9 protein-coding genes are annotated in these 14,313 nt (G+C 29.1%); 5 read left to right on the forward strand and 4 right to left on the reverse strand.

Features of this window, described 5'->3' with window-relative positions; genetic code table 4:
- Positions 1-4: 4 nt before the first annotated feature.
- The 3 genes from H3143_RS02255 to H3143_RS02265 all read right to left on the reverse strand — a co-directional run bounded on the left by H3143_RS02255 (position 5) and on the right by H3143_RS02265 (position 8,415).
- Entirely contained in the window at positions 5-3,352 is a 3,348-nt protein-coding gene (locus H3143_RS02255) for a type I restriction endonuclease subunit R, EcoR124 family (RefSeq protein WP_182078595.1), read from the reverse strand.
- A gap of 227 nt (positions 3,353-3,579) precedes the next feature.
- Positions 3,580-5,181 (reverse strand): type I restriction-modification system subunit M, encoded by a 1,602-nt coding sequence (locus tag H3143_RS02260; RefSeq protein WP_182078596.1) that lies wholly within the window; start codon positions 5,179-5,181, stop codon positions 3,580-3,582.
- Between the two features lie 9 nt (positions 5,182-5,190).
- Positions 5,191-8,415, reverse strand: a complete 3,225-nt coding sequence (locus H3143_RS02265) for a type I restriction endonuclease subunit R, EcoR124 family (RefSeq protein ID WP_182078597.1) — start codon at positions 8,413-8,415, stop codon at positions 5,191-5,193.
- 187 nt (positions 8,416-8,602) lie between these two features.
- Between H3143_RS02265 and H3143_RS03495 the strand changes: the two genes are divergently transcribed.
- The 5 genes from H3143_RS03495 to H3143_RS02290 all read left to right on the forward strand — a co-directional run bounded on the left by H3143_RS03495 (position 8,603) and on the right by H3143_RS02290 (position 13,229).
- A complete protein-coding gene (locus H3143_RS03495) occupies positions 8,603-9,850 on the forward strand; it encodes a restriction endonuclease subunit S (RefSeq protein WP_228444763.1) in 1,248 nt (415 codons plus the stop codon).
- Positions 9,807-10,469, forward strand: a complete 663-nt coding sequence (locus H3143_RS02275) for a restriction endonuclease subunit S (protein WP_182078598.1) — start codon at positions 9,807-9,809, stop codon at positions 10,467-10,469. The genes H3143_RS03495 and H3143_RS02275 overlap by 44 nt, the downstream gene beginning before the upstream one ends.
- Before the next feature lie 13 nt (positions 10,470-10,482).
- Entirely contained in the window at positions 10,483-11,022 is a 540-nt protein-coding gene (locus H3143_RS02280) for a restriction endonuclease subunit S (RefSeq protein WP_228444825.1), read from the forward strand.
- A gap of 182 nt (positions 11,023-11,204) precedes the next feature.
- Positions 11,205-12,269 carry a DNA cytosine methyltransferase gene (locus H3143_RS02285; RefSeq protein ID WP_228444764.1) on the forward strand — a complete coding sequence of 355 codons (1,065 nt, stop codon included), beginning with the start codon at positions 11,205-11,207 and terminating at the stop codon, positions 12,267-12,269.
- Positions 12,270-12,272: 3 nt separating this feature from the next.
- Positions 12,273-13,229: a HaeIII family restriction endonuclease gene (locus H3143_RS02290; protein WP_182078599.1), complete on the forward strand. Its 957-nt coding sequence runs from the start codon at positions 12,273-12,275 to the stop codon at positions 13,227-13,229.
- A gap of 448 nt (positions 13,230-13,677) precedes the next feature.
- Here H3143_RS02290 and cdaM read toward each other — a convergent pair whose 3' ends face one another.
- A complete protein-coding gene (cdaM, locus tag H3143_RS02295; protein ID WP_182078600.1) occupies positions 13,678-14,310 on the reverse strand; it encodes a diadenylate cyclase CdaM in 633 nt (210 codons plus the stop codon).
- Positions 14,311-14,313 lie beyond the last annotated feature (3 nt).

Consider the following 14,313-nt stretch of genomic DNA (forward strand, 5'->3'; position numbering starts at 1 on the left):
CTCCTTAATTAGATAAGTTAGTTTCAATGAATAAATCAGTTAATTCATTAAAGGCTTTGTCTTCCAGTTCTCTTTTTTTATTATATTCATCTCTAAGTTTTGGCAAGGGAGCTCAAGGACTACCCGATACAAACAGTGACGAGAATCCTCTTCCGCGTCTAGGAGGTTCATCATCTTTAATGCAGCCGTTAAAATAATCAGTTAATTTTTTTATTTCCATTTCGTATTTTTTAGCGATTTTTTCTAATCTGTCATCTATGGTTTGTTTAACATATCTTATAAATTGATCTCCCACATCAGAAGACTGTTTAATTAAATCAGGATCAAAATTTGCATACATAATAAAACTTTCAATAAGTTCTTTTCTAGTTCTAAGAAAACTTGAGCTATATGTAGGTTTTTTGATTTGATCTCAAAGATATTTAGCAAATTCGCTTTTGTCTTTTTCTTTAATAACACCTTTAGTCTTATTTTTAATTTCGGAATAGATTAAATTATCAATATGATCTAAATCATAATCATGTGCTTTGAATAATTCAGCTTCATAATTTATATCAAAATCATCAATTTTATATGTTACGGCATCTGAAATATCTTCAAGTTTTATGAATTCATTAAGTTGTTCTTTAAAACTTAGATAATAACCCTTATAATCGTCAATTTCAGCTTGTTCAAGAATCACTTTATCATCTTTGAATTCGTCAAATGCATAAAGAAAACGATGCGCTCTTAATCATTTATTAAATGTTTTCATAAAGTCTTTCTTTTCTTCTTTTAATTTGATATCTCTTAAAGAATCAAATGGAAATTTATCTCTAAGTTTTTCAACGATGACTTTATAACCTTCAGTGATTTCATCTCCATAATAATAAGCATCAAAACCTTTTAATTCGAGATAATTATCGGTCTCTTTTACTCTGAATAATGCAAAAGCCTCTCTAGCAGCTTTTTTAATGTTTCTAAAACATACAACATTTCCATAAGGTTTGGTTTTATCAAAAACTCGATTAACTCTTGAAAATGCTTGAATTAAACCGTGATCTTTTAGATTTTTATCGATTCAAATGGTATTTAATTGTGGTGCATCAAACCCCGTTAACATCATGTTAACAACAATTAAAATATCGATAGATCCATTTTTTGTTCTTCTTGATACGTCGTTATAGTACGATTTTAGATCATGAATTTCATAACTAGTATCGAACAATTTATTGTAATCTTTGATAGCATTTTCAAGAAATTCTTTATCATCACTCTTCATATTGTGGTCTAATTCTTCAGGATTTTCATCACCTAAATCCGTATTTGCATGACTATCATAAGCTACAAGATTTTTATCTACTTCGTCATCAGACCCCATTTCTTTATTGGCATAGTTATAAACAATCGCAACATTTAATTTATTTTTAACATCACATTCTTTTTGCGATTCTTTAAAATATGAATAATATAGTTTAGCTGCATCAATTGATGAAGCTGCTAGCATACTATTAAAACCAGGAAGTTGCGAGCGATATGATTCAAATTGTTCATAACCATACTTTTCTACCAGTTTTCATCTAGTATCGTAATAATTACTATTTTTAAGTCTTAGCGTGTATTTGTCGAAATTGTCCAAGATATAAGTTGTTATATCTTTGATTTTTTCATAACCTTCAAAGACAGGTCGGACATCAATAAGGGGTGTTGTTTTTTTGTCGCCATCTCTAATTTCATCGGATTTCACAAATTTACCAACAGTATGATGTTTTAGTTTTAATACTTTATCATCTTTTCAAGCATGTTCAATCGTATAAATGTGCAAAGGTTCTTGTCTATTGCCAAATAAATGAGCTGTGGTTAATTTATGACCATCGAGTGATATATTTGAATTTTTTTCAAAAATCGGTGTGCCAGTAAAACCAAACATCATTGATTTCTTGAAATACTTAGATATTGCAGAATGCATTTTACCAAACTGACTGCGATGACATTCATCAAATATAAAGACGATTATTTTATGTCTTAATTCTTCGCCATGAAGTTTTTCATTATCTAATGTTTCATCATAATCTTTCCTTTTAGGTGAATTATATGAATTAATTAATCTGGTTAATTTTTGAATTGTAGTGACAATGATTTTTTCAGATTTGTCTTGGTTTTTAAATAATTTATCTAATGTTCTTACACTTGAAGCGTTGGATGCTGCACCTTCTTGGAATTTATTATATTCTCGTTGAGTTTGATGATTTAAATCCATTCGATCAACAACGAATACGACTTTATACACTTTATGAAATTTGTAAATTGAACTAATTAATTGTGCAGTTTTAAATGAGGTTAAGGTCTTTCCACTTCCCGTAGTATGTCATACATAACCTCTAGATTGATCTTTTCCTAGATAATCAGTATTATTAATGGCACATTCAACCTTAGACATGATTTTTTCAACAGCAGCAATTTGATAAGGTCGCATTACTAATAATTCTTCATTACTATTAAAAACACAATATTTTGTTAAAACATTTATCAAAACATTTTTAGTTAGAAACGTATTAGTAAATCCTTCCAAATCATCGATTTTCTCGTTCTCTAAATCTGCTCAATGAGAAGTTTGTTTATATGAATGATATTCTTTATTTCTTTTCGTATCAGTATTTTTACGTCAGTTGTTATCTCTAACTGTATTCGAGTAATATCTAGTATCAGTTCAATTAGAGATAACAAACAATTGAACGTAATCAAAAAGCCCGTCAGTCTCTTGTAATGAAACATCTCAATAACGTTTAATTTGATTAAATGCATCCTCAAGTTTTCAACCACGACGCTTTAATTCAATATGACATAAAGGTAACCCATTAACTAGAATTGTTACATCATAACGATTTTTAATGCCATCCTCTGTGATGACATTAAATTGATTAATTACTTGAAGTGTGTTTTTAGCCCAATTATCTTTATCAATTATTTTTAAATTAACTTCGATCTTGTCACCGTCTCTTGTTAAAGTGTATCTGTGAGCACCAGGTTCTTGCAAAAGTCTTGTTTTTTCAATAGAACGATGTTTTTTATTAAGCAAATATTCGTCACAAAATATTTGTCATTCTCTATCTGATAATTCTCAATTACCATCTGGACGAGGTCTCTTTTGCAAATCATCTTTATTCAACTCGTTCATTCGTTCTCTTAAATTAATTTTTAAAGCATCTAGGTTTTTAATATTTTCGGCATATTCATAACCTAAATTCTTTAAATTGTTAATTAAAAAAACTTCAATTTCTTCTTCACTTCTGACTTCTGGATGTAATTTTTTTTCAGGCCTTTTAGTTGCAATTACTAGATCTTCTTGTTCTAAAATATGTTTAATATCCATATATTCATTAAAGTTATTAACATTAATAATTACTATTAATGCAGGTGAGACATAACCTTATTATAAAAAACTTATCCCTTGTTTTTGAATTAAATAGTGGGAAATTATTTATTTTATAAGCAATTTAAAAGGTGTATGTTTTAATAAACATTAAAACAACTAATAACAAAAAAATAATGAATGAAATTCACTAATCAATTGTTGAATCTTGTTCATTATTTTTTGCTTTATTTTTTGTTATGTAATTCTTTAACGATCTTATTAATCTTTGCTCTTAGTTCGTTTACTTTTGCAGTAGTTTCTTCGATCTGTTTATTTAATTCATCAATATCAATTACTTCTTTAGTTGATTTTTCTTCAACATAAGTATTAACTGATAAAGATCAATTATTAGTTTCAATCTCTTGATTTGAAACTAATTTAGAAAAGTGTTCAATCTCTTTTCTATTAATAATTGTATCTAAGATTTGTTCTTGGTTTTCTGTACTTAATTTGTTCTTAGCATCGCTTCTAACAAATAATTCAGAAGCATTAATGAATAATACTTTATCCCCGTTTCTACGGTTTTTTCTTAATACAAGAATACAAGTAGCGATTGAAGTACCAAAGAATAAATCACTAGGTAATTGGATGATCGTATCAACAAAGTTGTTTTTAACTAAGTATTGTCTAATCTTAGCTTCTGCACCACCTCGATATAAAACACCTGGGAATTCAACAATTGCAGCAGTTCCTGTTTCAGATAAATAATGCAAGATGTGCATGGTGAAAGCTAAATCAGCTTTTGAATTAGGAGCTAAAACACCAGCTGGAATAAATCTAGGGTCATTAGCTAAAACAGGGTTATTGTTACCATCTCATTTGATTGAATAAGGAGGGTTAGATACAATCGCATCATATTTATATTGAGCTAATTCATCATCAGGGTTAATTAAAGTATCACCTAGTGCGATTCTAAATTTTTCAAAGGGAATATCGTGCAAGAACATATTCATTCTTGCAAGACTAAAGGTGGTTGAATTAATTTCTTGTCCATAATATCCTGCTACAGCATCATCTTTACCTAAGATTTTACGATATTTTAATAATAATGATCCACTACCACAAGCTGGATCATAAACTCTACTAATTCGTTTTTTGAATTTATGATCTTTAGTTAAATTATTAAAATCAATCAAGGTGATATTAGCTAAAAGTTCACTTACTTCTTGAGGAGTGAAAAATTCACCAGCTGTCTTACCCGCATTTTTAGAATACATGGTCATTAAGTATTCATATGCATCACCAAAAGCATCAATGCTGTTATCTCAAAAATCGCCAAAATTGATCTCAGAAATTTTAATCAAGGTTTTTGCTAACATCTTATTGATTTCAGCTACATTAGTACCTAATTTAATATTATTGAATTTTAAATCATCAAATAGACCACTAAAATCTTTTTCTGATGCTAAGCCTTTTGTTGATTTTTCAATGTCTTTAAAGATCTCACTTAAATCAATATTTAAATTTTCATTAGTTAAACAATTTTTAGTAACGTTTTTAAATAGGTTTTTCGGTGGAATATAAAATCCGATCTCTTCTCTTAAACCATCAATTGATTCTTCTTTGAATTCTGAATCATCATATTCTGCAAAATCAAATCCTGGATATTCATTTTGCATACTTTCATTAACATTTCTAGTTAATTTTTCTGAAAGAAATCTGTAAAATAAGAATCCAAAAATATAGTCTTTAAAATCTAATGGTTTTAGATTTCCTCTAACATCAGCAGCAATTGATCAGATTTTTTGTAATAAACTTTTTCGTTCTAATTCTTTTTGATTGTTCATAAATTCTCCTTAATTTGATGTGTTGGTTTTAATGAATAATTCATTTAATTCATTAAAAGCCTTCTCGCGTGTTTCCTTAATTTCATTATACTTATCAGAATTGCTTCCTTTAAAAGCAATTAAAGGTCTTGTAGCTTTAAATAGTCTTGAAAACTCACTTCCGTATCTTGTAAGTTCATCTTTTTCGCGACAATCCTTGAAATAGTCACTTAATTTATCGATGTACATTCCGTACTTTTCAGCTATCTCTTCTAATCTAGCATCTACTGTTTTTTCAACAAACTTCTTAAATTGAGTTTCGATATCGCCTGAAACATCATAATTCTGAGAGTTAATAAATGCGATAATAAGTTCTCTTCTAGTTCTAAGTCCAGTCGAACTGCCAATAGCTCTCAAAATTTCTTCGAACAGTTTTTGTTCATCTTCACTCTTGGATTTGTTCTTAGAACCTTTTTTGGATCTTTTCTTAGATATCGTGTTAATTAGATCAAGAACGTGACCTAAATTATAATCTTGAGATTTAATTAATTCCATCTCATATGTAATATCATCTGAAATGTCTTCAATCTCTTTTCTTTCTGCTAGCCAACGTTGACATTCCAAATAATGAGATCGATAGTCATTAATTTCTTGCTGTTTAAGAATCTTTTTCTCGTCATCAAATTCAATAAATTGACTAAGAAAATTATTAAATTTTAATCATTTATTAAATGTTTTAATAAACTCTTGCCTTTCTTCTTTTAATCCAATATCACTTAGATATTGAATGGGGAATTTAGTTTGAAGTTTTTCAACAATAGCATCATAACCTTCGTTTGTTTCATCACCATAATAATAAGCGTCGAATCCTTTTAATAATACTAAGCTATCAGCTGATTTCTTATTTGAGAATAATTTAATAGCATCGTGAACTGCTTTTTCAATATTTCTAAAGATCACGACATTTCCATAAGGTTTAGTATTATCAAAAACCCGATTGACTCTTGAAAATGCTTGAATCAAACCGTGATCTTTTAAGTTTTTATCAATTCAAATCGTATTTAATTGTGGTGCATCAAATCCTGTTAACATCATATTAACCACAATTAAAATATCGATTAACCCATCTTTCGTTTTTTGAGATACATCCTTGTAGTATGATTTTAGATCTTCTGTATTTAGATTGATACCAAATAAGTTATTGTAATCTTCGATGGCTTTTTGAAGAAATCCTTTATCTTCATAACTCATGCGTGGATCTAATTCATCAGGATTTTCATCGTCTAAATTAGTGTTCGCGTAACTATTGATCTCATCAGGATCTTTATTATTCGCATTATCGACATCTGATTCTTTGTTAGCGTAGTTATAAACAATTGCAACATTTAATTTTTTCTTAAGATCTGGATCTTTTTGTAATAGCATTTCTTGCAATCTTTTAAATGCTGAATAGTATGCTCTAGCTGCTTCAATTGAGGGAGCTGCTAACATACTATTAAAACCAGAAAGTTTTGAACGATGCTTAGCTAAATCTTTATATCCATATTGTTTAATTAAATGAGCTCTAGTAAGATAATAATTTTCATCTCTTCTTGTGAACGTATCAAAATTATTTCAGATTCATTCGGTTATCGTTTCAATTCTACTTGGTTTTTCAAAGATCGCTTTACCATCGATAGCATCACTTCTTGTCTTTTTGTTGGGATCTTTAACTTGATCAGATTCTTTAAATCTGCCTCATCAATAAAGTTTGAAACCTAATACTTTATCATCATATAAAGCATCATCAATTGCGTAAATATGTAATGGTTTTGCATTTCCAAATAAATGAGCTGTTGTCGTTTTATCACCGTTAAGTGATGCGTTTGAATTTTTTTCAAAAATTGGTGTACCAGTAAAACCAAACATCATTGAATTTTTGAAATACTTAGCAATATCAGAATGCATCTTACCAAACTGACTGCGATGACATTCATCAAAGATAAAGACAATTTTACTATTTCTTAATTCTGAACCATTGGAATTATCGTAATCACGAATTAAGTTCGTCAATTTTTGAATTGTAGTAACAACAATTCTTTTTTCTTTATCCTTAAATAACTTATCTAAAACTCTTGTACTTGAAGCATTAGATGTAGCTCCTTCTTGAAAGTTTTCATACTCTCGTTGAGTTTGATAATCAAGATCCATTCGATCAACTACAAATACAACTTTATCAACTTCTTCGATTAAACTAATTAATTGAGCAGCTTTAAAAGAAGTTAAAGTTTTTCCACTTCCAGTTGTATGTCATACATAACCTCTGGATAAATCTTTACCTAAATGTTCGCTATTATTAATTGCATAAGCAACCTTGTACATGATCTCTTCAACTGCAACAATCTGATAAGGTCGCATTACTAATAGCTTTTTATCTTCATTAAAAACACAATACTTTGTTAAAGTGCTTAACAAAGTGAATTTTCTTAAAAAGGTGTAAGTAAAACTATCTAAATCATCGATTCGATTATTAGAAAAATCAGCTCAATGCGAAGTTTGTTTAAACGAATGAAACTCTTTGTTTCTTCTTGAATTAGTACTCTTTTTTCTGGTATTTTCTCTTACTGTGTTTGAATAGTATTTAGTAATACTTCAGTTTGAAATAATGAATAATTGAACGTAATCAAAAATACCATCAGTTTCTTGGAATGAATCATTCCAATAGCGATCGATCTGATTAAAGGCATTTTCAAGATCAACGCCTGGTTTTTTTAATTCGATATGACACAAAGGTAAACCATTAACTAAAATCGTTACATCATAACGATTTTTATGACCGCTTTTAGTATCAACACTAAATTGATTAATTACCTGTAAAGTGTTTTTGACTAAATTATCTTTATCAATGATTTTTACATTGACAGATGATTTATCATCTCTTTCTAAATTATATATATTAGCCCAGTGTTTTTGTAAAAGTTCGGTTTTTTCAAGATAAGTATGATTTTTGTTAAGTAAAAAATCATTACAGAATTTTCGCCATTCTGTTTCTGAAAAAGTTATCTCATTCAACTTTTCCATTTGAATTCTTAAGTTATCTTTTAATTTATCAACTGTTTTAATATCACTTGCATATTCATAACCTAGATCAACCAAATTTTTAATTAGGTTATCTTCTAGTTCTTTTTCAGTGGTAAGTTTATAGTTTAATTTCTTTTCGGGCCTCTGAAAAGCAATCACCTTATCTTTTTGTTCTAATATATGTTTGGCTTTCATAACATCATGAAAAATTATTTACATTAATAATAGTTATTAATGTAGGTTAGACATAAGCTAATTATAAAAAACTTATATCTTGTTTATGAATTAAACAGTAAGAAATTATTTATTTAATAAATAATCTTATATGATGCTTAATTTAAAGTAGTGCTTAAAACTAAAGAAGAATTAGTGAACGAATAAGATGAACAAGATTCAGCAATTGATTAATGAACTTTGTCCAGGTGGGGTTGAATATAAAAAACTTGAAGAAGTCGTTGTTTGAAACAAAAAGTTTAAAGATGCAAACAATATCTTTAAACCTGTAAAAATTCCAGATATTTTAAATAAAAAAGCTAATGAAATAGCGGTTGATAACGGTGATATCAAAATATTAACAACGGGTTTAAAAGATCTATATACCTTTAGAGAAGGTAATGATAATTATATTTATAATGCTGAAGTTATCACTATTCCTTCTGGAGGTTCAGCTAACATTAAATATCATGCGGGTGATTTTATTAACTGCGGTAACATAATCGGAATTGCTAAAGATAAAAATGTTTTAAACACCAAATACTTGTATTATTTTCTAATCGAAAATAAAACTCTAATTGAATCGTTTTATAGGGGTGGTGGAATCAAACACCCTAGTATGCCTGATATTTTGAGAATTAGAATACCGTTACCACCACTTAAAATACAAAATGAAATTGTAAAAGTATTTGATATTTTTGTAGAACTAACAACTGAACTTACAACTGAACTTAACTTACGTTCATCCCAGTATGTGTATTATCGGGATAAGTTGCTTGACTTTGATCAAAATCAGGAAATAAGAATAAAGAAATTAGGTGAAATGTGTTCTGTTAAGATGGGCAAGAGAGTGTTGAACAAAGATACTAACAACACTAAAGGAATACCTTTTCACACCATTTCTACTTTGGGGCATAAAGCAACGAAATATATTTCTAAAGAACTCTTTAATCAACTAAAGAGAAATTATCCTTATCCTTCAAAAGAACAAATATTAATATCAACATCTGGAACCATAGGTAAAATTGTAGAATTCGACGGTAAAAATCAATATTTTCAAGATTCTAATATTGTCTGATTAGAAAACGACGAAAAAAATGTTTTAAATAAATACTTATACTATTTTTTACAAACAAAACCTTGGAACTCAAATAAATCTAGCACTATAGAAAGACTTTACAATAAAGACTTAGAACAATTAACTATAAAAATGCCTTCATTAACCACACAGAATAAAATTGTTAACTTTTTAAATAACTTTGAGCTAATATGTCTGGATTTAAATATCGGTTTACCTAAAGAAACAGAATTAAGAAATAAACAATACGAATACTATCGCGACCAAATATTTAACTACTTAAATACAGGCAGGGTTGATACAAACGAGAGAGAGAGAGAGAGAGAGAGAGAGAGTTAATCTCCTAATCGTTCTTCAATATGTATTTGGTTCAATTTTAATTGATTTCAATTCTATTGCTAATATTTCTACTGGTTCGTCAAACGCTTCAGACGCCGTTGATAATGGTCAATATCCACTATTCATTAGATCAAAAGAAATAAAAAGAATCGATCAATATGAGTACGATGAGGAAGCTATCATAATCCCTGGAGAAGGAGGTGTAGGCGATATTATTCACTATATCAACGGTAAATATGCGTTGCATCAAAGGGTATATCGAATCAACTTCATTAATAAAAACTTAATAAATACAAGATATGCAAAATATTATTTAGAGTGTTATTTCAAAAAATACATTCTTAAAAAAGCGGTTTCTGCCACTGTTACTTCAATTAGAAAACCGATGATAGAAGAGTTTGAAATTAATTTACCTATACTATCTATTCAAAACAAAATAGTAGACGTTTTAGACAACTTCGAACAATTATGTTCAAACTTAAATATCGGATTACCCAAAGAAACTGGATTAAGAAATAAGCAATACGAGTATTATCGAGATCAAATCTTTAATTACCTAAATAAAGGTAAGCTCGATATAGACGAGAGAGAGAGAGAGAGAGAAACGAGATCTAATTAAATTACTGCTCTTTATCTTTGATCAAGTAAATGTAAAACTATCTGATATTGCAACCATCAAAACTGGTTCAAGGATCACTAAAAAACAACTATTAAAACAAGGTTATCCAGTAATCAGTGGGGGGATGAATATCTTTGGTTATTATGATCAATTCAATACCAAAGCAAATACGATCACTATTGCAAAATATGGAACAGCTGGATATATCGATTTTCAAACTCAAGAATTTTGAGCTAATGATGTAACTTATCTGATTGAACCTTTAGAATTTATTGATAATAAATTCTTATACTATACATTACTAAACAATCAAAAATTGATTGATTCTTATGTAATAAAAGCAACTCCTAATCATTTACCAATTGATAAATTAAAAGAATTACCGATTACGATTACTTCATTTAAGAATCAAGAAGTAATTAGTAAATGAATTGATAGTTTTAATAACTTAATAATTGATATGGATAATAGTATTCCTAAATTAATAGAACTATCAACTAAACAATACATTTACTATCGTAATTACTTATTTGGGTTGTTAGAAAATAAGTAGGATTGTTTGATAGTAAGTAATTCTTTTTATTAAGTTATCTAAGTCGAGTTTGAATAGGAAATTTTTTTAATAAAAATTCTACTTTTTAATCAAAAAATACATATCTTGATTGTGGATGAGAATAGATAGTGATCTTAATAGCTCAGAGAGATAAAATTATTATTTAAAAAACTAAAATTATTATGAAACTTTTTATTAATGAGCAACCAGGATATATGAAGTTAATTAGTTTGTTTTCAGGAGCAGGAGGATTAGACTTAGGCTTTGAAAAAGCAGGGTTTAATATTGTAGCTGCTAATGAATACGATAAAACGATTTGAGAAACGTATGAAAAGAATCATAATACAAAACTAATTAAGGGTGATATTTGTCATATTCCTTCAGATGTGTTTCCTGAATGCGATGGTATTATCGGTGGTCCACCATGTCAGTCTTGAAGCGAGGCGGGCTCACTAAAAGGAATCGATGATTCTAGAGGACAATTGTTTTATCAATACATACGGATTTTAAAAGATAAAAAACCAATGTTCTTTTTAGCAGAGAACGTTAAAGGAATGATGTCTAAAAGACATAATGATGCTGTAGAAAAGATTGTTTCTCAATTTAAAGAAGTTGGTTATGATCTTTCAATTCATTTGTTGAATGCTAGTGATTATGGTGTTGCACAGGATCGTAAAAGAGTTTTCTATGTTGGCTTTAGAAAAGATTTAAACGTTAAATATGAACCACCTAAACCATATAATTACAAGTTAACTTTTAAAGATGCGATTTTTGATTTAAAGGATTCAGCAATTCCAGCATTAGGAAAAAATAAGACGAATGGTGATAAGTGTAAAGTTTCAAATCATGAATACTTTATTGGCGATTATTCGCCAATGTTTATGAGTAGAAACAGAGTTAGACAATGGAATGAGCAAGCATTTACCGTGCAAGCGTCTGGTAGACAATGCCAATTGCACCCACAAGCACCAGTTATGCCTAAGGTTGAAGCTAATAAGAACATATTTAAACCCGGGAAAGAAGCACTGTATAGAAGATTAACTGTAAGAGAATGCGCTAGAATTCAAGGATTTCCAGACGATTTCAAATTTTATTACAAGAATTTGAATGATGCTTATAAAATGATCGGTAATGCAGTTCCTGTAAACTTAGCGTACGTTATGGCTGATTCCATTCTAGAAGCCTTGCGTAACTCTAACTCAAATTTAATCTCGCAAAAAGAAACACAGATAACTAGATCGAAATAATCGATGAGTGAAAAAAGTAATAATCATGGAAGGGCATATGAATTTTCTTATTTAATTACATTGTTCGAAGAAATATCCAAGATTCGTCCTGCAAAGATCTTCAAAAACAGTAGTTATTATGCGGCAGAACGTGCATGAAATACTTTAAGCGATTCTGAAAAAGCTGTATACAAGATTAGTGCATTGGCTGGAGTAAATACTATATTTCAACTTGAACCTACCATTTTAGACGGCGAATCAGATGAACTGGAGTTGAAAATTCAATCAGACGTTAAAGCTAAAAAAGGTGATGTAAGAGATGTTTTGATTATCAAACTTGGTAGTGGGTGAGAAATTGGTCTTAGTGTAAAGCATAATCATTTTGCTGTAAAACACAGTAGATTATCCAAGAATTTAGATTTTGGAAAAAAGTGGTACGGAATAGCTTGTTCTGAACAGTATTGGAAGGACGTTAAACCGATATTTGAATATCTTGATTCTGAAAAACGAAAAAATTCTAAATGAAGCGAGTTGCCTAACAAAGAAGACGATGTATATATTCCTTTATTAAATGCATTTAAAGATGAACTGTTGAGACAAAATCGTTTATTTAATAAAGATATTCCTAGATTAATGGTTGAGCATTTACTTGGTAACTATGATTTCTACAAAGTAATCGCAATCGATAATAAAAAGATAACTCAAATTCAATGTTTCAATTTGAGAGGAACCTTGAATATACGTGGGAATAAACAAAAAGGAAACGTTGAATTACCAATATCAACGCTTCCGACAAGAATCGTGAGTTTAGAATATAAACCTGACACTAAGAATACATTGGAACTTTATTTAGATCATGGTTGACAATTCAGTTTAAGAATTCATAATGCTTCGACTAATGTCGAATCAAGTTTGAAATTCGATGTACAAATTATAGGCATGCCTACAACAATACTATCGATAGATAGTAGTTGGAAATAAATCTATTAAGAGAACTAGTAGTTTTATCAATCAAAATCCATGGATAAAAACAGATTAAAAATCAGAGTTAAGAAGAATACATTCGATCAACGTGGTATTGAGTTATATAGTATGTTTCCTCTTTAATCTCAGATCATTTGATATTGATCCGAAAACATAAGATTCTTATTCATTTTTTGAAGAAACAAAAAACAATAAAATAAATATTACATAATCAGATATGTAGAAATTGACCGCTATAACAAACTTGAAGGTTCTCGTAAAAACTTATGAAAATTAACAAACCTAGTGGTGCAGAGAAACGACTTTATAGTTTAACGTGAGAATTTAGCATTTTTAGTTAACGAGATTCCGAAACAATTAAAAAAATTCAAACTTGACTAAGTTTGAATTTTTTTAATTCAATCGATCGATTTCTAAATCGTAACCTTGGATTATTAACACTACCTTAAAAAAGATCGCGAGGTTTCTTATCGTCTAACAACTTAATGATTTCATCAAATAACCGTTCAGGATTGTTTGATAACCGCTTAATCCGACCTTTTTGAGCTACCGAGATCTTCCCATTAGTTTCACTAACAATAAAAACGATCGCATCAGACTTTTCACTTAAACCTACACCAGCTCTATGACGTGCACCGTATGAAACATCTAATAACTGCTGAGTCATCGGGAAATAACTTGAGATCGAAACCATCTTCATATCCCGAATAATTATTCCACCATCATGTAGGGGAGAATTTTTGTTATAAAACACCGAGATAATAAACTCAGGTGAAAAATCACCCATAATCTTATAACCAACGTTGATGTAATAATCTAAGTTATCTTCTCGTTCAATCGCGATAATCCCACCGATCTTATCTGCTGATAATTTAAGTAAGGAACTGCTTAAATTATCATAAAAATCGTTTAGTGATCGGTCGTCTTGTTTTTTCTTAAAGATCTTTTTAAAAACACTAAAGAACGATTCCTTATCAGCTTTTCTAGAAAAGATAAAGATAATAAATTGAATGATACTTACAATCATTATCACTAGAAAAGCTATTAAGATTAAGATCAGTAAAGTTGTGTTAGGCATTAA

It is taken from the genome of Mycoplasma tullyi, from assembly GCF_014068355.1.
Taxonomy (GTDB): Bacteria; Bacillota_I; Bacilli_A; order Mycoplasmatales; family Mycoplasmoidaceae; genus Mycoplasmoides; species Mycoplasmoides tullyi.